18 protein-coding genes are annotated in these 23,851 nt (G+C 39.5%); 12 read left to right on the top strand and 6 right to left on the bottom strand.

Features of this window, described 5'->3' with window-relative positions; all coding sequences use genetic code 11:
- Positions 1–44 precede the first annotated feature (44 nt).
- On the bottom strand, positions 45–818 hold the full coding sequence (locus IGL07_RS13240; protein WP_010817737.1) for a helix-turn-helix domain-containing protein: 774 nt from the start codon (positions 816–818) through the stop codon (positions 45–47).
- A gap of 177 nt (positions 819–995) precedes the next feature.
- Here IGL07_RS13240 and folB point away from each other — a divergent pair, with 177 nt between their 5' ends.
- From folB to IGL07_RS13210, 6 genes are all read left to right on the top strand, one after another.
- Positions 996–1,358: a dihydroneopterin aldolase gene (folB, locus tag IGL07_RS13235; RefSeq protein WP_002354733.1), complete on the top strand. Its 363-nt coding sequence runs from the start codon at positions 996–998 to the stop codon at positions 1,356–1,358.
- On the top strand, positions 1,359–1,844 hold the full coding sequence (folK, locus tag IGL07_RS13230) for a 2-amino-4-hydroxy-6-hydroxymethyldihydropteridine diphosphokinase (protein WP_010817736.1): 486 nt from the start codon (positions 1,359–1,361) through the stop codon (positions 1,842–1,844).
- Entirely contained in the window at positions 1,838–2,407 is a 570-nt protein-coding gene (folE, locus tag IGL07_RS13225; RefSeq protein WP_025189603.1) for a GTP cyclohydrolase I FolE, read from the top strand. The genes folK and folE overlap by 7 nt, the downstream gene beginning before the upstream one ends.
- Before the next feature lie 3 nt (positions 2,408–2,410).
- Positions 2,411–3,004, top strand: coding sequence for a non-canonical purine NTP pyrophosphatase (locus tag IGL07_RS13220; protein ID WP_010817734.1), 594 nt, complete (start codon positions 2,411–2,413; stop codon positions 3,002–3,004).
- A complete protein-coding gene (gene folP, locus IGL07_RS13215) occupies positions 2,997–3,788 on the top strand; it encodes a dihydropteroate synthase (protein ID WP_010706955.1) in 792 nt (263 codons plus the stop codon). The genes IGL07_RS13220 and folP overlap by 8 nt, the downstream gene beginning before the upstream one ends.
- 452 nt (positions 3,789–4,240) lie before the next feature.
- Complete coding sequence (locus IGL07_RS13210; RefSeq protein WP_025187120.1) at positions 4,241–6,289, top strand: hypothetical protein; 2,049 nt, start codon at positions 4,241–4,243, stop codon at positions 6,287–6,289.
- A gap of 856 nt (positions 6,290–7,145) precedes the next feature.
- Here IGL07_RS13210 and IGL07_RS13205 read toward each other — a convergent pair.
- The 5 genes from IGL07_RS13205 to IGL07_RS13185 all read right to left on the bottom strand — a co-directional run bounded on the left by IGL07_RS13205 (position 7,146) and on the right by IGL07_RS13185 (position 11,474).
- Entirely contained in the window at positions 7,146–8,132 is a 987-nt protein-coding gene (locus IGL07_RS13205) for a polyprenyl synthetase family protein (protein WP_002358954.1), read from the bottom strand.
- Positions 8,133–8,169: 37 nt separating this feature from the next.
- Positions 8,170–8,727, bottom strand: coding sequence for a Gx transporter family protein (locus tag IGL07_RS13200; RefSeq protein WP_002354743.1), 558 nt, complete (start codon positions 8,725–8,727; stop codon positions 8,170–8,172).
- 11 nt (positions 8,728–8,738) lie between these two features.
- On the bottom strand, positions 8,739–9,161 hold the full coding sequence (locus tag IGL07_RS13195; RefSeq protein ID WP_002358956.1) for a NusG domain II-containing protein: 423 nt from the start codon (positions 9,159–9,161) through the stop codon (positions 8,739–8,741).
- Entirely contained in the window at positions 9,139–9,330 is a 192-nt protein-coding gene (locus IGL07_RS13190; protein WP_075575622.1) for a hypothetical protein, read from the bottom strand. Before IGL07_RS13190 ends, IGL07_RS13195 begins: the two co-directional genes overlap by 23 nt.
- 197 nt (positions 9,331–9,527) lie before the next feature.
- Positions 9,528–11,474: an NAD(P)/FAD-dependent oxidoreductase gene (locus IGL07_RS13185; RefSeq protein WP_002354747.1), complete on the bottom strand. Its 1,947-nt coding sequence runs from the start codon at positions 11,472–11,474 to the stop codon at positions 9,528–9,530.
- A gap of 277 nt (positions 11,475–11,751) precedes the next feature.
- On the opposite strand from IGL07_RS13185, the gene pplA reads away from it, so the two are divergent.
- The 6 genes from pplA (at position 11,752) to IGL07_RS13155 (ending at position 23,782) form a co-directional block, all read left to right on the top strand.
- Positions 11,752–12,681, top strand: a complete 930-nt coding sequence (gene pplA, locus IGL07_RS13180) for an extracellular electron transfer flavoprotein PplA (protein ID WP_002368513.1) — start codon at positions 11,752–11,754, stop codon at positions 12,679–12,681.
- Between the two features lie 255 nt (positions 12,682–12,936).
- A complete protein-coding gene (locus IGL07_RS13175; protein ID WP_002354751.1) occupies positions 12,937–14,004 on the top strand; it encodes an FAD:protein FMN transferase in 1,068 nt (355 codons plus the stop codon).
- A gap of 13 nt (positions 14,005–14,017) precedes the next feature.
- Positions 14,018–14,965 (top strand): 1,4-dihydroxy-2-naphthoate polyprenyltransferase, encoded by a 948-nt coding sequence (gene menA / locus IGL07_RS13170; protein ID WP_010817733.1) that lies wholly within the window; start codon positions 14,018–14,020, stop codon positions 14,963–14,965.
- A 385-nt stretch (positions 14,966–15,350) separates the two neighbouring features.
- Positions 15,351–15,734 (top strand): LPXTG cell wall anchor domain-containing protein, encoded by a 384-nt coding sequence (locus IGL07_RS13165; protein WP_195526218.1) that lies wholly within the window; start codon positions 15,351–15,353, stop codon positions 15,732–15,734.
- On the top strand, positions 15,715–19,515 hold the full coding sequence (locus IGL07_RS13160; RefSeq protein WP_202578181.1) for a WxL domain-containing protein: 3,801 nt from the start codon (positions 15,715–15,717) through the stop codon (positions 19,513–19,515). Before IGL07_RS13165 ends, IGL07_RS13160 begins: the two co-directional genes overlap by 20 nt.
- Positions 19,516–20,014: 499 nt before the next feature.
- The gene (locus IGL07_RS13155; RefSeq protein WP_010817729.1) at positions 20,015–23,782 is read left to right on the top strand and encodes a WxL domain-containing protein; all 3,768 of its coding nucleotides are present in this window, start codon (positions 20,015–20,017) and stop codon (positions 23,780–23,782) included.
- Positions 23,783–23,851 lie beyond the last annotated feature (69 nt).

The raw sequence follows: 23,851 nt of genomic DNA, 5'->3' as shown, positions 1-23,851 counted from the left end.
TCAATTTATAACCAATTGGGTGCTGACAAACGTGATGAAATTAGCTATTTTCTATTATCAGTTGCAACATTTTTTTCATTAAAATGTTGATATAAGGAAGTATCAGAAACGAGTAATTCAATGATTTCAGATTTATCTATAATAGTAATTCTTTGTCGAGATAAAAACGCAATAAATTGTGGTAAAAATCTTTTGGCATAGATATCTAAATATAACTTTGTGGTTTGATTATTATAGGTGACTAGTAAGTAAAAATAGTCGGGACTACTATCAAAAGCGGACACTCTTATCTTTTTGGTATAAATGATTTCTATGGATTCAATTTCAGAATAAGGAATTTTTATTTGTGTAGAACTGTTTTTTATGCATTCAATGATTTTCAGAATCGGGTTTCTGGAGAATTGATGGACCATAATATCTTGTTGGTTAATTATCCAATAATCTGAAAAGATGATTGGAAAAACTAAAAGTAGACCGATAAATATGATTGCACTAAACAACCAAAAAGGTTGATAACCAAAACCAGTAAGTAGCAAAGAGAAACAAGTCCAAACAATACAAAATAAAATTCCTTTTTTTAGATTATAAATTTTTCCAACAACTTGGGGCTTTTTAAAATAAGGACTACCTTGGATTAGCTCATCAATAGAAACATTGTATAAATCAGAAAGCATCAGTAAATTATCAATTGAAGGGATGGATTGTCCATTTTCCCATTTGGAAACAGCTTGTGTAGTGACATGTAATTTTTGGGCAATTTGTTCTTGCGTATAGTGATTAGTTATTCTCCGTGTTTTTAAAATAGTTTGGATTAACATTATTCGTTACCTCCTTGCTTTTAGAGTAGTCTATTCCGCTATATGTTTCAATCAACTAGTGGTTGATAAGCAAATAATTGCTATTAAATAAACAATAACATCTTTTAACTACTGACTTTTCCAAGAAATATGCTATGATTAAAAAAATCAGCAAAACAGAGGGTAGGGAGTTAGAGGATGGATAAAATTAGAATCAACAACTTGAAATTTTTCACAAAAAATGGTGTTTTGGCAGAAGAAAAACGTCTAGGGCAGCAAGTAGAAATCGACCTTGAAATGCAGTTGTCGCTAGCCGAGGCAGGGCGAACAGATGATGTCACCCAAACCGTCAATTATGCCGAAGTGAATGAATTGATTGCCCAACGAGTAAACAATCACTCGTACGATTTAATCGAAGGTTTAGCGAGTGCTATTTTAGATGATATTTCCGCAGATTATCAAGAACAATTGAACAAAATTATCATTAAAATTAGAAAATATAGTGTGCCGATGCCCGGCCTTTTTGACAATATTGAAATTGAAATGGAGCGAGAAGTATAGATGATTGGCTATGTAGCATTAGGTAGTAACGTCGGCGATCCGTACGCAAATTTAGTGAAAGCCCGCAATTATTTAAACGAAGACCCGCAGATTCAGGTCGTGGCTTCTTCAAAACTTTATGAAACGGATCCTTACGGCTATACAGACCAAGATGATTTTTTGAACGCCGTATTGAAAATTGATACTAGCTATACCGCTGAAGAGTTATTGGCTGTTACCCAAGGGATTGAGCAAGTAATGAAACGTAAAAAATTAATTCACTGGGGTCCGCGGATTATTGATATTGATATTTTATTATTAGGGGAGCAGTCAGTCACGTTGCCCCACCTACAAGTTCCTCATCAAGAATTAACAAAACGGTCATTTGTTTTGATTCCCTTAAGTGATGTTTACGCAGAGGAACAACTATTGGGCACGCCAATAGCTACGTGGATTCAGCGCAGTGGCAATCAAGAAGAAGTGCGAGTAAGCGAAAAGGAATGGTAGAGATGGAGCAGGAAAAACAAGCGCAAATTGAGCAGGCAGTTACCACAATCTTAGAAGCAGTGGGGGAAGATACTCAACGGGCAGGACTCATTGATACACCCAAACGCGTAGCTAAAATGTATGCAGAAGTTTTTAGCGGATTAACCGAACCTGAATTTGACGATTATAAATTATTTGATAGCTTAAATGAAGGCGAAATGGTTCTAGTAAAAGATATTGCCTTTTATTCAATGTGTGAACACCATTTATTGCCATTTTATGGAAAAGTACATGTCGCTTATCTGCCAGAAGGTGGCAAAGTATTGGGACTAAGCAAGTTACCAAGATTAGTAGAACATTGTGCCAAACGTCCCACAGTTCAAGAAGATTTAACAGTGACAATTGCCCGCAAACTCCAAGAAAATATTCCCGTCAAAGGCATTGCAGTAGCCATTGAAGCGGAACATATGTGTATGACGCTGCGCGGCGTGAAAACACCACAAAGTAGCACCAAAACATTTCAATTTACCGGACTATTTAAAGAACAAGAGTGGAAAAATCAATTTTTAATGGAGATACGTTAGAAAATGGAAATCATTGTTGGCACGAATAACCAAGGTAAGTTAAAAGAAATGCAATCAGGACTTAAGGACCCCGCTATTCAACTTGTCTCTTATCGAAAGTATACCACCAGTCAAGAACAACCGGCAGAAACTGGCACTACGTATGCTGAAAATGCTTATCTAAAAGCTCGCTTTTTCCAACAATTAATTGACCGCCCAGTGTTAGGTGATGATGGCGGCTTAACGTTAACTGCTTTTCCTGATTTACTAGGTATTTATACAAGCCGCTTTTTCCATTCAGCCAATCCGGAAGAACAGAACCGCGAACTGTTGCACTTATTTGAAGGGCAACAGTCGACCCGAGAGTTAACCTTATCAGCCACGTTGGTCTATGTACTCGATGACGACAAACTGTTGCAAACGGAAGCCACTTTGACTGGTGAATTAGTTGAACCGCGCGGTACAGGCGGTTATGGTTTTGATCCGATTATTTATTTACCAGACCGAGGCAAAACCTTAGCGGAGTTGTCCACGAGTGAACGAATGAAGATAAGTCCTAGAATGCGGGCTTTACGAAAGATGATTCAGCAGATAAAGGAGCAATGTGACAATGATTGATTTAAAAAAGAATTACCAAATTATGGGGATTGTCAACACGACCCCCGACTCTTTTTCTGATGGCGGTAGCTACACAACGGTCGACGTGGCCTATCAACATGCGCTTCATCTACTAGAAGCGGGGGCCGATATTTTAGACATTGGCGGCCAATCCACACGCCCTGGCTACGAAGAAGTTTCTCCACAAGTTGAGGCAGAACGAGTATTACCATTAATAAAAAAAATACGTGAGACTTCTCTAGCGCCGATTTCTGTGGACACTTACTATCCCGAAGTAGCGGAAGCCGCGATCCAAGCTGGCGCCACAATGATTAATGACATCAAAGGATTAGACACTCCGGGGATGGCAGAAGTCCTCGCGCAATATCCTGAAATCCAAGTTGTGATTATGCATTCTAGAAAACGCCAATCTCTTTCTTTAAAAGAAGAGTTACACCAATTTTATACAGAAAAAATTGAACAATGCCAAAAATATGGGCTTTCCTTAGAAAAAATTTGTTTCGATCCAGGGATTGGCTTTCATAAAACTGTCGCAGAAAACCTTCAACTGTTAAAAGATCCTAACGCCTTTCGCTACCAAGATTATCCGTTACTATACGGCGTTTCTCGCAAACGAACCATTGGCGCTTTAACGAACGAACCAGAACCAGCCAACCGTGATTTTGGTTCAGCCGCTGCTTCCTTGTATGCAGCACAACAAGGCGTAGAAATTTTACGTGTTCATAATGTCCAAGGCTTAAAACAAACATTTGATGTCTGGCGAGCATTGTCGGAGAAGGAGTAAGGGCAGAGCAATGGACTAAACAGACCGACCATCTTTTTTGATGGTCGGTCTGTTTAGTCTATTGCTAAAATCAGTAATAAAAAATAAACCTGTCATAACTTTTACCGAAGGTTGATTATAATTAAAGATGACGTCTTAAACGTTCGCAACCTAATAAACGGCAGAAACAGAACCAACGCCTTCGGAACTAATCGGTTCTGTCCTGACCTCTTCATGTTTATCGTGTTTATTATGCTAAGTTGAAACGGGAAAGTCGATTGTTAAATAAGCTTTCGTTTTTTAGGTATTTTTAAGAAATATTTTAGAGTAGATACAGCATAGAAATTCTATTACAATTGTCTTTGGATCTTCAAATAATATCAATTGTTATTTAATATTTATTTTATTTTTTACAAGTAAAAGTAAGGAGGTTGTAATCTCAATTGAAAAAACATAACTATTTATTGATTTTATTGTGGATAGTTGGAGGGATCTTTTTAGGAGTTGAAAAAGTAGAGGCTGCTCCTAGACCATTAACAGAACTGGGCTATTTCCATTGGGCAAATCAATCGATTACACCAGCGGCAAACACATTTATTATGCATTACGGCGAAAATACATCCGTCGAACCAATTGAAGGCGAAGTGTATTCAAACTACATGGCAGTTAGTCGAACGACAAATAAAAGTAAAGCAATAGTAAAAAATGTGGGGTTCTATGAAGGAAAAGCAGTTAATTTATTAGTTACATTACAACGGAATAAAAGTAATTTGGATGGAGGATCAATTAGTTTTACTGAAAGCTATTTTTTAGGAATTACGATTAAAGGCGAAATGCTGGTTACCTATGATTTTGTTGATAATTATGGTCAGCCCTTAACGATAAAAACAGCGTTTAATTACTATGGGTTAAATTCAAACAAATATGTTGGCTATAAAAACCCTGGAACGATAATTGATGCCTTATATGCGGAAAATCCTACACATATTCTTTACGATACGTGGGATGGCGGAGACGATGATTATTGGTTATATCTAAAAAACGTTACTGCAGGGGTACCTTGGCGGGACCCTCGCCAGCGTTTTGAAATGACGACCAAAAGTATTTCTACTGTTACGTTTGTAGTCCACAACAATGACACAACGCCGTCATCCATTGTTTACTTTACGGATTTTTTGGCAAAACCAGAATTTCCACCAGCCTACGCAATGGATACTTATTTTGAAAATGCAGAGACGGCTGTTTGTTTAAATGTGCAACAGACCATTCCCAATATTGATCAGTGGACAAAACCTAGTCAAATGGTTGTAAACGTTAACCTGAACCAAGTAAATCAAACAAAGCAATATCAATTTGACAAAGTCTTAGTTACAGACTTTAAAGGAGAAGATTTAACGGATTTATTTACTAGCCAAACAGATGGTGAAAATGTCCAAATTATGACAAAAAATCTGTCAGATAGTCGTCTCTACGATACCGTATTACAATATAAAGTTTACTTGAAATGGCAAGGGACTCAAAATCCAGTCGATACGGCGCTCATTTCAAATGGAAAATTAGACTTGCCGTTTAGTGCAAGAACTCTTTTAGATGGAGAAAATTTAGAGGAAACGACTGCTACATCCAGTGTGAATTATGTGGGGAAAGCAACGGCTGTGTTTTTAAATGAACAAGATAATGCTATTTATGAACCAGTCACAAAAGAAGGGATTTTAACCACGCCTTTTGACTTGTCTAATCAGTATCCCCAAATAGCTGGCTATGAACCAATTAAGACCCAACAAGATCAAGGAATGTTTCTTCCAGAGGAGCAAACAATTATTCATCGTTATCGTGAAAAGAAGTTATTACAATTCAAATTGATGGATGAAGAAAATCCGCTATTGGTCTCACGTTTTACAAATCAGCGAGAAGTTACTTTTTCATTTTCTCATGATCCATCAACCAATATAACTTTAATAGCGAAGTGTGGCACAGAAGAAAAAGAATTAAAAAAATATGTAGATGCGCCAGAATCGGTTGTTGATAAAGTTACGTATACTTTTCCTGAACATTGGTTGAATCGAGAGGTTTTCTTTTATATAAAAGATGAGAACAATCAAGAGTCAGAAAAAGACAGTCGGACTCTTCAAAAAGAATCTGGGCCCAAGCTCATTTTACCTGATACAATCAATTTTGGTGTGAATGAAATTCCCGCAACAGAGACAATGATTTCTTCTATTACAAATAAAGAAATCCGCATTGAAGATACAAGCAAACTTGATAAAAGTCGGTGGACAATTAAAGTAAAAGAAGAACAACCGTTAAAGAACGAAAGCGGTGAGTTACTCGACAAAAGAATAAGTTATGGTGAGAAGAATCAGCGTGTTCTAATTAATGCAGATAGCCAACCTATTTTGCAAGGAAGCGGCAACGCTACCGCTAATTTGACCAAACAACTTCAGTTGACGATTTTTCCTTCTGATCCAGTCGGAAGGTATAGTGGAGTATTGCGGTGGTCTCTGGAAGATGCGCCAGAATAACCCCTTTGTTTAATAAGAAAAAAGTGTCCAAAGATCTATCAATAGATAATTGGACACTTTTTTATAGATCTCTCTGGGGCTCCTACTTTTTTAAAGAGAGCGCCTTCTAACAAAGTGCAAATGTGTTATACTACACAAGTAGGAAGTTTATGACGGTGGCAATTTCTCAAAAAAGGGGGACTGCCAATGTTTTTGCTTGTTTGCTCTTTCCCTAGAAAGGAATAGTAGTGACTGTCTTTGAAGCATTGATGTTTGCGATCGCTTTCGCAACGTTAATTGTCAAAATCAGTAATAAAAACGACAAAAAATAAACCCGTCATAACTTTAGCAAGGATTGACGGGTTTATTTATCCACAATTAAAGCTACCGTCTTAAACGGTCTACCCGAGAGCGTATGTCTAGTACGCTCTCTTCGTGTTTATTATAGCAAGTTGAAACGGAAAAGTCGAATAGTAAATAAAAAAAGAAAGCGTATTCCTTCAAGGTACAAATGTGTTATACTACACAAGTAGGAAGTTTATGACGGTGGCAATTTCTCAAAAAAGAGGGACTCCCAATGTTTTTGCTTGTTTGCTCTTTCCCTAGAAAGGAATAGCAGTGACTGTCTTTGAAGCATTGATGCTTGCGATTGCTTTCGCAACATTAATTGTCAAAATCAGTAATAAAAACGACAAAAAATAAACCCGTCATAATCTTTAGCAAGGATTGACGGGTTTATTTCCGTATTAAAATCAAGCTACCGTCTTAAACGGTCTACCCGAGAGCGTATGTCTAGTACGCTCTCTTCGTGTTTATTATACCAAGGTATCACCTAAAAAGCTAGCCGCTAAATCCTCAATAGGATTTAGCGGCTTCTTTAATTTTCTCTTGTCAAAATCGTTTGTGTAATTTCATACAATTGTTCTTTCGCTTGGGCCTTTGTTTCAGGAAGTTTGCTGATTTCTTTCAGCGCTTTTTCTGTGTAATGAGTGGCTAATTGTTGGGCCTTTTCTACGCCACCTAGTTCATGGACAAGACGATAAATTTCCTGTGTTTCTTCATCGGTCAAGGCTTCTTTTTTCATTAAAAGTGGCAACAAGACTTCACGATTGGCTTCAAGTGCATAAATCAAGGGCAAAGAATACACGCCTTGACGTACGTCTTCTAAGACGGGTTTGCCGATAGCATCAGCAGTTTGTGTATAGTCCAAAATATCATCAATAATTTGAAAAGCCAGTCCGATATTTTCGCCGATTTCACCACAACGTTTGGCAAAACGTTGGGAGGTGCCACTTTCATAGGCACCGACAAAACAACTTAGCGCAAACAGTTCCGCAGTTTTCCCGGAAATGTTTTTTAAATATTGGTCAATTGTTACCTCGAAATTATAGCGATTGTCCATTTGACCAAGCTCACCAGTCAGGACTTTTTCCATACTGCGCGAATTTAATTGAATGCTTTTTAATGAAGAAGAATAATCAGATAAGAGCTTGAAACAGCAAACAAAAAGATAATCGCCTGTATACACGGCTGTGCTATTCCCAAAGCGCGAACGCAATGTTGGCAAGCCACGACGCGTATCGGCTTCGTCGACAATATCGTCGTGAACTAACGTGGCGGTATGCAGTAATTCAATGGAAGCCGCTAACGCTGTCGCCTTTTTAGGGTCCCGCTGTTCACCAAAATAAGAGAACAACAGTTGGTAGGCTGGACGTAGCAATTTGCCGCCAGAATGAATCATGTCATGGACAGCAGCTTGAATCTCTTGATTATCGATTTGAACCGCTTGTTCCATCAAGCGAAGAGTAGTTGTTAATTCTTTTGATAACGTAGGATAGGTATTCCACATAGGATGTATATTCATAAGATGACTCCTTTAATTGTGGCGGACAGGTTTTCAATTAGAAAAATTGACTCCACTTATGTTTCGTTGTTTGTTCATAATTTAGTTGGAATTTTCGTAACGTCTGGACATGTTGTAGTAAATAATTAGCGGCAATCCCAATGGCAATCCCCGAAAGTAACCCAAACAGAGATAGAAATGGTAAGTACAGCATCGGCGCCCACGAATGAGCAAAGAAAGAGGTCGTTAGCAACTGACCAACGTTGTGTAAGAAACCACCAACGGCACTAATCCCAATGATACTGACCCGTTTTGGACCCAGCTGTTTGACAAGCAACATGCCGAAATAACTTAATAAGGCACCACTGGCACTATAGAAAAAGGTCGAAAGTGTGCCGCCCAGTAATGTCGTTAAAATCAAACGTAAACAGACCAGGAAAAAACTATCACGCTTACGCATGGTGAAAATCGCAATAATGGTAATTAAATTTGCTAGACCGAGCTTTGCCCCAGGAGCAAATGCGAAAGGGTAAGGAATCATATTTTCGATTAAACCAATAATGACCCCTTGGGCAACGAGCATAGCAATATAAATATTCTTGTGTAATTTGCTCATAGTTGTCGTGCTTAATAAATTAAGCTACCGTCTTCACTCCCATCAGAAGCTTCCACGGTGATAAACAAATTGTGGGGCAGACAGGCAATCGGGGTTTCACCAGGTTTGGAAATCCAGCCTCGCCGAACATCCACTAAGTCAGCACAGTTGGCTTCCTTCACGCGGATACGATCACCATCTACTTCAATCAGGTTGTAATCACCGTCTTTTGCTTCGTATTTATATGTATAATGCGGGCCGTCCTTTTTTAAATCAAAGACTTTGATTACTTTGTTGTCTACTTTCAAGACTGCTTGATACGTAGCCGCTTCTTGACCACGGTTTTGCATGGCAAAAACAACAAGGGGCAGAAAAGAACCAAGAACTAAAACAGCAATAATAATAACGTCCCATGTTTTCAAGCGACTTTTCTTAATGAATTCTTTGATCGTCATTTTCTTCTCTCTCCTTTGGTGTTTTTTTCTTGTCTATCATAACACAGTGAACGAGCTTGGAACAAAAATTATTTTGAATTTTTGTTCCAAGCTCAAAAACTGATAAACGGCGGGAACAGAACCAACTCCTTCGGAAATAAGCCGAAATTCCCCAAAAATTAAAGAGCAATTTTCGGAAATTTCTTCTTATTTCTCGGAGCTAAACGATTCTGTCCCGACCTCAGTTGAGCCACCATATTATATAAAAGAAAATATGTGGGACAAAAGTCATGCTTGACTGCTGTCCCACATACTAAATCCTATGATAGTCAGCTGGAGACATGTGTCTCAGCTTTTGCTCGTAGTTGTCAATCGATTATCGATTGCTTACTTACCGCCGTATCTAGCTTTCGGGGTACCATACCACGCTTTACCAAGTTTGCGTTGAATCCATGGAATTACCCAGCGGTCTAAACCGACAGCACGGCCTGAACCGTTCATCAAAGCAAAAGCGACAAAGATAAACCAGATATTTACCCAATAGAACATGCCAGATAAACAGAAGGCAATTGTTAAACCAATTGTAGCAGCACTTGATAACCAAGTGAATAAACCAGCAATCAATGCTAAAGCAATACATACTTCAACGATTGTCATGAATTTTTGCATGAACAAAGCAACTTCTTGGTTTGGCATCATAAATTTCATTACGCTTTCGAACCATTTAGGCATGTGATCAAACACTTGCATTGGTGTTTCGCCGTAAGCGTAGCTTAAACCAAAGTGCGCTGCTTGTGTTGCCGCATCGGCACCACCGCTTGCCGCCGCATCCGCCGCACCACTTGCAGCAGTTGTTGCTGTTTCAGTTGCTTGAGAAGCACCTGTTGTTACTTGTTCTTGTAACCAAGGGAATGGGAAAACGACTTTATCTGTGAACCAAGAACCATCACCAAACCAAGTGCTTGGTTTCAAGTAATCGCCGTTGCCGACAATTTTCTTCATTGATTCGACTAACCAAACCATACCATAGAAGACACGTAGCGGAACACTCCACAAGACATTGCCGTAACGAGACGTATGTCCGCGAGCAACAGAACGATCATCTTTAATATGGAAGATTTCGTGCATAATGTATTGGAACATGTAGTAACCAGAACGAATATCAAAGAAGTATTTCAAGTTAACGATATGTTTCATAATGATGGCTAAGAAACCACTCAAATGAATTTTATCGAATAAGTTGGCAACGCCCCATTTCGCGCCGATGGAAACCATGAATCCTTGGTAGTTTCCTTTAAAGGCGTGTTTTTCGCCGCCTTTAATATCTGCAACGATGTTGGCAGCCGCAGTATGACCTGTTTGTTCAGCTGCTTGAACGATTTGAGGAGTTGGTGTATTTGGTGTTTCTTCGTAATAAACCAAGTCACCAATGATATAAATGTTTTTGTCTTCGTAACCTTTTGCTTGCATGTATTCATTCGCAACTAAACGACTACCACGTGCTGCTTCTAAACCAAAGTCAGCGGCATCAGAAGTTGCTTTCACACCAGCTGTCCAGATTAACGTATGCGTTGGTACTTCAGAACCATCTTTTAATTTAATGTGATCTGCTGCAACTTCAACGATTGGTGAGTTCAATAATAATTGAACATTTTTCTTTTCTAGATAACGTTCTGCTTTGGCAGCATCGTTACGAGATAACATGTTTAAGATGGTTGGCATTGCTTCAACAACCATTAATGTAATTTCGTCTGGATCAATTTTGGCATCTTTCGCTAAACGATCTTTCCAGTCGATTAATTCGCCGACCATTTCGATCCCAGTAAAACCAGAACCACAGACAACGAATGTTAACATTGCTTTGCGTACTTCAGCATCTGGTTCGATGGCTGCTTTAGCAACGGTTGCTTCAATGTGATGACGAATTTTCACTGCATCATCAAATGACCATAAGGTGAAACCATTTTCTTTCACGCCTGGTGTTCCAAAGTCGTTTGGTTCGCCACCCATACCCAGAATTAACTGGTCAAATGGATAAGAACCTGCTAAAGTTTTCACAACTTTGTTTTCTTTGTCGATCCCAGTAACAGTATCTGTTACTAATTTTACGTTTTTCTTGCGTGAGAACAAACGTTGTAAGTCGTATTGAATTGCTTCTGGTTCAACACGTCCGCCTGCTACTTCATGCAATTCGGTCATCATAGTGTGGTAAGAATGGCGATCAATCAATGTGATTGTTACGTCCGTATCTTTTTTAAATTTCTTTGCTAGAAATTTAGTAGCTGAAACGCCAGCATACCCAGCACCTACAACGACAATATTTTGCTTTGTCATTGACAATCCGCTCCTTAATATTGTAAGTAGTAAAATAGTGATAATGATTAATAAGTACACAATCGACTAACATTATATAAGTATTTCACGAATTTGTCTAATATAAATTTTAATTGTCAACAAATTTACTCCAACGATGAGTTTTTGATGAAAAAAAGACCGAAATGTAAATATTTTTAGGGGATGGTCTTGACAACGTTTTTAAAACCATTATAATGTGTAATGTATCACAAACTTTTAATGTTTGTGAAAATCATGAAAGAAAAGGTGACTATCAATGAAAGTGAATAAATTTGTTAAAGGTTTTGCGGCAATTGCATTATTTAGTTTAGTATTAGCAGGCTGTGGCGCAGACAAGAAAGACAACACAACGAACTCTTCTAGCGCAGCATCTTCAGAAACGAAAAAATCAACTGAATCATCAGCACCAGCGAAAAAAGTTGCCGGTGGCGATTTAAAAGATGGTACGTATAAATTAGAAGAAAAAAATGAAAAAAATGGTTACCGTGCAGTCTTTGAAATGACTGTAAAAGACGGCAAAATCACTGAATCTAAATATGACAACATCAATGCTGACGGCAAATCTAAAACAGAAGACACTAAGTATGAAGAAAGCATGAAAGCAAAATCTGGTGTTGGACCAAAAGAATACATCAAACAATTAAACGATTCTTTTGTTAAAGCACAAAGCGCAAGCGGTGTGGAAGTAGTAACTGGTGCGACTCATTCATCTGAATCATTCCAAAACTACGCACAACAATTAATCCAAGCCGCACAAGCTGGTAACACAGACACAATCGAAATCGACAATGGGGCAACATTGAAAGATGGTACGTACTCATTGAAAGAAAAAAATGACTCAAACGGCTACCACACAACATTCTCAATGACTGTGAAAGATGGTAAAGTGACTGAATCTAACTACGATAACGTGAACGCTGACGGCAAATCTAAAAAAGATGACACTGAATACGAAAGCAAAATGAAAGACGTTGCTGGCGTTGGACCAAAAGAATATATCGAAACATTAAACAAAGAATTTGTTAAAGCAATGGGCGAAGAAGACGGCTCACCTGCAGGTGTTGAAGTAGTAACTGGTGCAACACACAGCACACATTCATTCATCAACTACGCACAACAATTAGTGAACGCTGCTGAAAAAGGCGACACAACTGAAATCGTTGTTGACAACATCGTAACAAAATAAGTAATAATAAATGAATCGTGAAGTAGTTCCTGAAACGCTTTTCAGCAATTGCTTGACACCATTGAGGGGTTGGGAAAAAGTCGGTTAGCTGACTTTCCCGCCCCTTTTTCTTCGCTAGTTCTGTCCATCGTTTCACAAATTTTTTTCACAGAAATTTGTGAATTTCCAAGAGAAAGTCTTTTCATTTTTTCCAAAAAAGGCTACTATGCAAGAGAACTTATTTTTTAATTAAAGAAGGAAAGAAGAGGGAATCCTATGAAAAAGAAACTTCTGCTCATGGTGAGTGTTCTAGCAGTGCTGTTTGTGGCAGCTGCTTGTTCCTCAAAACCAGAAGCGAAAATTAATACAGAACCATATTCTGACCGTCAAACAATGCTTGGTACCTACGTTCAAATTCGCATCTACGATGATGGCAAAGAAGACGTCTTACCGAAAGCCTTTGCCCGTGTCAAAGAACTAGGCGATAAAATCACCGTCAACCAACCAGGTTCAGAAATTGATGAAATCAACCAAGAAGCAGGCGTGAAACCAGTCAAAGTCTCAGATGACCTGTATCCTTTATTGAAAAAAGCCTATGAATATAGCAAAGACTCCCGCGGCGGCTTTGACATGGCAATTGGCCCAATCACCTCTATGTGGCACATTGGCTTCGATGATGCCCGCAAACCAAGCCAAGCTGAAATTGATCAAGCCTTGAAACTTGTCGATTACACGAAAGTCAAATTCAACGACAAAGAGCAAACCGTTTACCTTGAAGAAAAAGGCATGCAATTGGATTTAGGCGCAATTGCCAAAGGCTTCATTACCGATGAAGTCGTGAAAGTTCTGAAAGACAACGGCGTTACCACTGCTATCGTCGATTTAGGTGGGAATGTTTACGTCTTAGGACACAGCCCGCGTGGCAAAGACATGGACTGGACAGTCGGCATTCAAGATCCGAATAAAGCCCGCAACACTGTTTTAGGTCAAGTCAAAGAAAGCAACAAAACCTTAGTCACATCAGGAATTTATGAACGCTACTTAAAAGTCGATGGCAAAACCTACCACCATCTCTTTGATCGTGAAACTGGCTATCCGTTTGATAACGACATCGCGGGTGTCACCATTATCACCGACAAATCCATCGATGGTGATGGTCTCTCAACAGCCGTCTTCTCAATGGGCGTCAAAAAAGGACTAGAATATGTCGAAAGTCTGAAAGGAACCGATGCCATTTTCGTCACAAAAGACGACAAAGTCTACATCAGCAAAGATATCGAAGGCAACTTTGAAATCGGCAAAGACTCTGGCTATACGATGGGGAATCGGGCCGATTTGAAATAAGGAGCGACTAAAAATGTCTTTAAATGTGTTTTTAAAAGTAGTGGAAATTCAGACGAAGCTAGCCAGTCTCTTTCCCTTTATCATCGGGGTCTTGTTTTCAATGACCTATTTTGGGGAAGTTCAGTGGGGCAACACGCTGGTTTTCTTCATTGGCATGGTGGTCTTTGATATGGCCACCACTGCCATTAATAATTACATGGACTTCAAAAAAGCTAAATCAGACGTCTATAAATATGAAGAAAATATTATCGGACAATCAGGCGTTTCACCACAACTAGTTCGCAACATGATTTTCGCCATGATTGCCTTCACTGCCGTTGTGGGTGCGTACTTAACGGTTCAAACCGGTTGGCTCTTCCTTGTGTTAGGCGGGATTTGCTGCTTCATCGGGATTTTCTACACGTATGGACCGATTCCGTTATCCCGCATGCCCTTGGGAGAAATTTTCAGTGGCTTCACGATGGGCTTAGGCATCTTCGTCTTAACCGTTTACTTGAACGTCGTCACCAAGCCGCCGTTTTACTTAACGGTTGATTTCGCCAGTGGCGCCTTTCGCTTAGACGGCAATCTCTGGGCGGTGCTTGCGATTGTCGTGGCTTCCTTGCCCTTGGTTTGTTCGATTGCTAACATCATGCTCGCCAATAATTTACGAGACTTAGATACGGATATTGAGAACCACCGTTATACGTTAGTCTATTACATCGGGCGCCCAGCAGGGATTGTCCTGTTTCAAGTATTAGCGTTAGCAGGTTATCTGGTGATTTTATTTGGCTTCATTAGTGGTATTTATCAATGGCCTGTGTTAATCACGTTTGCCACTCTGCCAGTCATTTGGAAAAATATTCAAACGTTTAAGCAAGAATTGCCGCAGCCGAAAAGTTTCCGCCATTCCATTAAGAACTTACTGGTTTTCAATGGCACCTATGCCTTAGGGCTATTAATCAGTGCCTTGATTGGTTAAACTCTAAAAAAGTGCGCAGAATGCGAAAAAAATCTTGTTTTTTTTCAAGAAGTTTCTTCAAAATAGTTAAGAAAAGCTCAAAATGTTAGTGGTCGACACTAACATTTTGAGCTTTTCTCGTTAAAAAGGACAAAAAATTAAACTTTGAAAGAGTGGTTTCAGAGAAAAACAGGTGGGAAACAATATTCCTGTTGGTCGATAATTAAATAACATGCCTGTAAACGCTGTTCTGTCAATATATTTCAAAAAATTCGCATGGGGTGCGTAAAAATCGTCAATTTCTCAAAGGGGTTTCTTTGTTATTATAGAGGTATGAAAAAAGGTTGTTTGAGCATTCGATAAACACCAGCTCAAATCTGTTGTTGATTTAAAAGGAGGTTTTAAAATGAAAAAAAAGCGTTATTTAATTATTGCGTGCCTACTATTTTCCCCTAGTTTTTTTATAAATGTTGAAGCATCTGATGGTGGTTCTAGTTCGGTGGGGGTGGAATTCTATCGAAAAGATCCAGCGAAAGTCGCTCCCAAAAAGCCCTCGCCGAAAACAGATGCGCCAGCCGCTAGTCCGCAGGGGAAAGCAAAGGGACAAGCTGGCACTCCACAAGGAGGTCATTCAGGTGGTGGTTCGGCACAAGCCACCACGACTGGCTCGCAGCTCCCTAGCACAGGGAGCAAGAGTCAGGTAAATCTTAGCATTCTCGGCTTAGCCTTAATTGGCCTGGTGGGAATGGTACATAGAAAGAAGGGGCAGCATGAAACAGATCAAGTTTAGACACTTAGCAACATTGGGATTATGTTGCTCGTTATTAGCCAATTCATTCACAGGAATTACGGCTATTGCCGAAACTGTGACGATTGAAAGTAGTCCGACGGCAGAAACAGTGGCAAGTGAAACAACAGAAACAGAGAAAAAAACAAAAGTAGAACAAACAGAACAAACAAAAGAAGCAAAAAATCAACAAGAGCATAAAGAAACGGAAGCTACATCGCAGGATACCTCAGAAGAAAACAATCAAAAAGAAGTCGCGCAACCAACCGAGGCTACAACGTCATCCTTAGAAAAAAACCTACCCAAAATCGAGTCAAGAGGGATTCCGTTAAAAACAGTTGTTTATCCGAAAGTTCAGTATGATTTTGTGGATGAAACCGGCGCACCGTTTACAACACCCTTATCTTTTTCGGGAAATTATATAGCACAATATGGTGGTATAGATGGGGCACCAGTTGCATTACCTGCACCTTATAATAAACTGTCGGCTCAGGCAAATGGTACGGGGTCCTATATTTTAAGTATCAATAATAATGAGGGCTTTCCCTTGACTCCACAAATGATAGAAAAGTATGGTATCAACAAGTACTTTGCATCATTTGTAGTAGATAAATTAAGGATTGTAACGTCCTTGAAATTTGTGGATAGCATTAAGTATGCTTCGACAAGTAATTACTGGCCTGTCTATATATATAAAGGACATAATATAACTACAGGAATTTTTGACAACAGTATTGAGGACGGCATAGTAGAGGAATATACCTTGTACAGTGGTAGAGACGGCACATTCAAAATAAATACGCTGGGTTCTTTTGAAATAGTCCAACCACATAACTTATCGATTACAAGTGGTGGCTTTCCTGGGAAGGTAGCTCCAGGTTATGAGTCTATTTTATTACGTGGTTTTGATGGGACAAATACAATCAAAACAAAATTGGTTTACAAAGTCACTCGAAAACAAGTCACCGAAAAATTTGTTGATGGAACAGGCGTGGCAATTACACCACCAACAGGGTTTACCCAAAATAAGAAAACACCAATGACAAATAACAATTTCACTTATACAAGTGCTAAAGCATTACCAGACACTTACCAAGCGAATGGCAAGACCTACAAATTCAAAGGCTGGTACAAAGGCAAAACCAAACCAGCAACCTTAAAAACAACGAAAACACCAAGCTATGCTGTGACTTATGATAACAATGATGATTTGAATGTAGTGTACGAAGAGACCTCTAAAGACTACAAATTCCCAAGTAGCACCGTGAATTTCCAATTTGTCAATGAAGCAGGAACGATTATATCGCCAACGCCTTTTACAATAACAACTGATTTACAACAAGAAATTAATTCCACTTATACAAAGCTTGGATCAATTACTGGAACTAATTCAGGAAATACCAAACAGGTGACGATTCCCGCCAAAACGATTAGAGCAGATGTGTCTTTAGGCGGAGTGAATAACTATGGAACAACCAACACGAGAATCACTATTCCAAAATTTTATGAAAATATATCTCTTTACACAGGAAATGCCTATACACAAGCTACGTTGAATGAGTATTTAACTGTAAATAATGCACTCGGTAAACCAGTCAATAATCCGCCATTGCATTATGGTTTAAGTAAAGTGACAGCGACACAATTTAAAATAAGCGAAGTTACTAATGGTTCCAATTATAGATACAGTCGATTGTTTGCAGCATCTAATCAATATAATTTAGAAAAATATTATACACCAGTAGGGACGATTTACTATCAATTAACCAATCGCAAGGTCACTGAGAACTTCGTGGACGCCAGCGGTACGAAAATCACGCCACCAACTGGCTTCACCCAAGGTAAACAAACGGTAATTAATAGTGACCTGTACACCTTCAAACAAAGTGGTACCTTACCAGACACATACAAAGCAAATGATAAGACTTACAAATTCAAAGGCTGGTACAAAGGCAAAACCAAACCAACAACCTTAAAAACAACGAAAACACCAAGTTACGCAGTGACTTATGATAACAATGATGATTTGAATGTTGTTTATGAAGTGGACCCGGCTAAAGACTACAAATTTCCAAGTAAAACCGTGAATTTCCAATTTGTCAATGAAGCAGGAACGATTATATCGCCAACGCCTTTTACAATAACAACTGATTTACAACAAGAAATTAATTCCACTTATACAAAGCTTGGATCAATTACTGGAACTAATTCAGGAAATACCAAACAGGTGACGATTCCCGCCAAAACGATTAGAGCAGATGTGTCTTTAGGCGGAGTGAATAACTATGGAACAACCAACACGAGAATCACTATTCCAAAATTTTATGAAAATATATCTCTTTACACAGGAAATGCCTATACACAAGCTACGTTGAATGAGTATTTAACTGTAAATAATGCACTCGGTAAACCAGTCAATAATCCGCCATTGCATTATGGTTTAAGTAAAGTGACAGCGACACAATTTAAAATAAGCGAAGTTACTAATGGTTCCAATTATAGATACAGTCGATTGTTTGCAGCGTCTAATCGACATAATTTAGAAAAATATTTTACACCAGTAGGAACAATTTACTATCAATTAACCAATCGCAAGGTCACTGAGAACTTCGTGGATGCCAGAGGTACCAAAATCACGCCACCAACTGGCTTCACTCAAGGCAACCAGATTCCGATGACCAGCGACACCTTCAAGTACACAGCTGCCAAAGCTTTACCAACTAGCTATACAGCAGATGGTAAGACGTATCTGTTCCAAGGTTGGTACAAAGGCAAAACGAAACCGAACACGTTGACCACCAGCACTACGCCAACGTATGACACAACCTTTGATGACAATGACGATATGACAGCAGTCTACAAAGAAGCGAGCATCAGCGCTAACTTAACGATGCGTGGTGCAGTCGATGTCGTTGACAATGGCGGAACCATGGAATATTGGGAAGTGCTCCTCAAAAATACGGGAGAAGCACCATTAACCTCAATTAAGATTAAACCAACCACTGACTGGGAGTCTGGAATTAGTACACCCACGGAACTGTTTATTTTAGGTACTGGTCAAAATACGAAAGTTCGACCAATCACGAAAGAACAGTGGGAAGCAGGTTTTGAGATTCCTTTAGACAAAAGTCTTCCTGTTGGTGGGCAACTAACAATTAATCTCATAGGAACAAAAGTTACTGGACAACCAAACCAAGTGCTAAAAGCCGCTGTGGAAGTGTCAGGAAACTTTAACAAACTGACGGCCTCAGATACTGTTCGGATCAAAGATTTAGATCAAGAAACAAAGGAACCAACTGGGGAAGGATTTATCAGTGTACCAACTTTCGATTTTGGTCAAGTTGGCGTTGCTAGCGTTACGAAGCAACATGGTTTGAAGAAAGCCGCTGATTACTATGGCAACGGTACTCGTAATCCCTATGTCCGAATTAGCAAAACCCAACCGAATTGGAGTTTAACCGCACAATTGTCACAACCAAAATCAGCTACTGATAGTCTACCGACAGCGACCCGCTTATTATTAGGCGCGGCTCCTGTTTCAAGTTTCTCCAATTATAATCAACCAACTGAGTTGAAAAATGCAATTGGCACCACGAATGCTATTAACTTAACGGCAAATAATGCGGCAACCAGCATTATTGCCAATCAACAATTTACCGGTAGTGATGTCTATCAACTGGACTTTACGTTTGATAATATCAAACTAGAAGTACCAGCCAACCAAGGAACGGCTGGTCAACAATACCAAGCCGCAGTTACGTGGAATTTAGTAACTGGCCCGTAAAAATAAAAAATACTCGAGCTTCAGAAAAAGAGGAGGCTCGAGTATTTTTTATTGATAGTCTGATTATGGTCATTGTGCCATAATAGAAACGCCAAGAGAGCGGTTAAGAAGGGTAACGAAAAATAGTCTTTTTGAAATGACTGTCTAACTAGCTGAAGTTAAACTGCAGTCATTTCTTTTTACTTGCTTTTTAATAGTAAAGAAATTGTGAGAAAAGCTCAAAATGTTAGTGTTTGTGACTAACATTTTGAGTTTTTTGTGGTAAATATTAAGGAATTTCGCAGGAGATTAAGAGAAAAATGGTGATTTTCCCTGGAACTCAGGCGTTTTTTCGAAAAAAAAAGGCTCTTCCACCTTGATATAACAGGAATCGTTGGAAAAGTCGACTAACCGTATTAAAATTTGAAATTTCAGGGAACGACTTTTTTGATAGAATAATATAGAAAATAAAAAGCTGTACATAGACTAATAAAAATATACATACTAAAAGGAGAATAGCATGAATCAAAAAGTAAAAAAAGTATTCGCAACCGCTTTGTGTTGTTCCTTATTAATAAGTTCACTTAATGGTATTTCAGCAGTTGCTGAAACCATAACCACAACAAGCATCACTCAAGAAACACAACCAGAAGAACCTCAAGCGGATGTATCACCAGAAAGCGGAGCGCTCCTTCAGGGACTACCAGTGCTTCCATCAATTACGACAACGGCGGAAGAAATACAACCAGAAGAACCGCCAGTGACAGAATTTTCTGAAAAATTTGAACCTGATCAGCCTGTTCCTTTTTTGCCTGACCCACAGCAAGGGAGCAAACGAGAAAATCGAGCGGCAGGTACATTTGCTATTCCCGCCAAAACTTATAAATTAGCGTTTATTGATGAAGCGGGTAAGTATATCGATCCCGCTAAAGTCACGATTACTGGCGAGACCATGAAGGTTGAAGCACAAGGTACCTCTGGCAAAGTTGGCAATGTTGTCACAAACAATGTTGGTAATCTTAAAGAAATGACGGTGCCGTCAGTGACGTTGGCTGATGATGATAGTACGGGAAACACAGGGTATTCGGGGGTTCAGAATAGTCAAATTCGTTTACCTGGTTACTATGATTTACCTCAAATGTCCCCCACAACTTATCATACAGGTACGACATTTCCAATCGCTCAATCTAAGAGAGTTCGTCTTACAAATAATGAAGTAACAGAAACAGATGATAGTGGTACGCGCTTTAGGTTGGTTAGGACTACTCCAAAGCAATACGAGTTTATCAAAGTTGCTTGGCAAAGTGATGTATCAAAGACTAAGTTTGCTTATGGCTTTAGTATGGCCACGACAAGTGGTGCCAATGATTATTTTACTACAGATGACACGGTTTACTATTACGTGCCCAACCGCCGTGTGAATATTTATTACAGTGATGCAGAAGGTAACGGCTTACCAGCTTATCCAACGGGCTATTCGGCTGCTCTTTCAACCACGCTTGTTGATTCAGAGAACTATCACTATACAGCACCCAAAGATTTTCCAGAAACCTATCATTCTGGCGGTCGCTATTTTAAATTTAAAGGCTGGTATAAGGGCGGTGCTAAACCAGACCCTAAAACAACGCCTTTAAATACAAGTTTAAGACCTGACTTTGATGTAACCTATGATGGCAATGATCGTGTCTATATTTTTTATGATGAAGTGGAAGAAATGACTACTACAATTCCTGAAGTGAAATATAATTTTGGGTTTGTGGATGAAAAAGGTGCATTAATCGCTCCCACCGAGTTTGATATGACGACTAATTTAAAGGCAATCATGAATGGTGTCGCCCAGAATACGGGAACAGCTACAGGTATTGATGTTGGTAATTTAAAACAGTTGACTATTCCTAGCCAAACGCTAACATATGTACCCAAACTCAACATGGCTTTTTCTGGGACAGGAGATTTTCGTTTAACCGTTCCCAAGCGCTATAAAATTCCGACCGTAACGCCGAGTTTATTTTATAAAGGCTCAACGACAGCTTATCCTATGGCGACAACTTTATTAAGATTTATCGGCAACAAAGCAGACGAACGTCTTGTAACAGATGGTTCGCGATACCGTTTGGAAAATACCAGCGTCCCACATAGCTATCCCATGCGTCGAACTTATTGGGACATTGACTTAACAAAGACTATGTTTAATTCAGCTTTAAGTATGGCAACGACAGAAGCGCAACCAGCGTATTATACAACGGACGATACGATATATTACTACTTGGAGAATCGCCGCGTGACTGAACACTATGTAGATGAAGCAGGCACTGAAGTGCCAATGCCTTCAGGCTTCACCCAAGGAAACCAAACAGTAATTGACAGTGATACCTACCATTTTAAATTGTCGAAGGAATTGCCGTTTAGTTATTTTTTAAACAATAAATCCTATCGTTTCAAAGGGTGGTATAAAGGTAAAACTAAGCCTCAGGTATTGGAAACGAGTCGAACGCCTGAGTATGATACAACTTTCGATGATAACGATGATTTAACCGTCATTTATGAAGAAATCAAATACGGCGGAAATACTGTTACATTTGGTTTTGTCGGGGAAGATGGGCAGTTATTGAATCCTGCGAACTTTAACATTACGACAGATATTGTGGAATCAACCGCAGGAAATTCAACCGTTTTAAGTAATGTGTCTGCCGTGCTTGCAGCAAACAACTTTAAAGCCTTAACGGTACCGCAAAAAGAACATACACTAACAGAGCAGTCGTTTTATTATGGAACGAAAAACACGCTGATTACGATTCCAAAAATGTACCAAGAGATTTCTTTTGAAAAACCAGTAACGTATCAAGGAAAAAACTATCCAGTAGCAGGCCGCGTTGAAGCTACCTTTAGTGGTAATGAGTATGTCGGTGGTGCAGGACCGCCTTACTTTGCTGTTTCAAAGATGAGCCAAGGGCAATATAAAATGAGAGAATTTGCTTGGGAGGAAGCGCCAGGTCAAGTCTTTTCAAACCTATATAAAATAGCTATTTCTCGTTCAGGGACGTCGATTGGTGGGGTCGAAATGTATCCTGATGCACCAATCTATTATTACGCAACCAACCGTCGTGTCACGGAAACGTTTGTTGACACAAGCGGCGCCAAAATCACGCCGCCACAAGGCTTTACACAAGATAATCAAGTCACAGTCACCAGTGATCCTTTTACTTATACTGCTTCAAAAGCTTTACCAAGCGTTTATGCGGTTGGGGAAAAAACCTATAAGTTTGTTGGTTGGTATAAAGGCAAAACAAAGCCAACGGCCTTCACCACAACGGCTACGCCAACTTATCAGGTGACTTTTGATGATAATGACGATATGACGGCGGTCTACGAAGAAGAAACGCCGACTGCTGCTTTAACTTTAACGAGTACCAACCGTGTCGTGAACAATGGCGATAGTATAGATTGGGTGGCAACACTGAAAAATACCAGCCTGGCACCACTTAAAACGCTGACAGTGAAACCAGCGACCACTTGGCCTGCAGGAATCGGTACGCCGACGTCACTTTCTGTCCAATTGGAAGGACAATCACCAAAAATTTATCCAGTAACGGCGACTACTTGGTCTGAAGGAATCAGCTTAACAGGTCTTGAAATACCGGCAGGTCAAACAGCCAACGTGACGCTTGTTGGTACCAAAATTTCAGGAACATCAGACCAACGCTTGACGGCAACCCTTGATGTCACAGGGAATTTTGCGACAGTGAGCGCTGCGGATGCGTTACGTCTAACAGATACCACCCAAGGAACAATTACACCAACAGCAGAAGGTTTTATCAGCGTGCCAACCTTTGATTTTGGAAAAATGAATATTGCTAGTGCAACCCAACAATCAGGCTTGAAAAAAGCGGCCGATTACTATGAAAATGGTACACGTAATCCTTACTTGCGAATTAAGAAAAATCAACCGAATTGGCAGATGACAGCGCAACTATCTCAACCGAAAGCAACTACAGATAGTCTGCCACCAGCGACTCGCTTATTATTAGGTCCTGCGAATGTTTCAAGTTTTACAAATTATAACGAAGCAACCGAACAAATCAAAGCAGTTGGTAAGACTAGTTCTTTGAGCTTAACGGCGAATAATGTGGCAACCAGTGTCGTTGCAAACCAACAATTCACAGGTAGTGACGTCTATCAACTAGACTTCACGTTTGCTAACATCAAACTAGAAGTGCCAGCCAATCAAGGCATGGCTGGCCAACAATACCAAGCCGCAGTCACCTGGAATTTGGTGACAGGCCCATAAAATAAAAATGCCCGAGCCTCTTATTTTTCTAAGGCTCGGGCATTTTTTATTGATGGTCTTTTTAGGGTT

Source organism: Enterococcus sp. DIV1368f (assembly GCF_051712245.1).
Lineage (GTDB): Bacteria > Bacillota > Bacilli > Lactobacillales > Enterococcaceae > Enterococcus > Enterococcus faecalis.
Note: the sequence above shows the minus strand (reverse complement) of the source record. Positions and strands in the feature narration are given on the sequence as shown.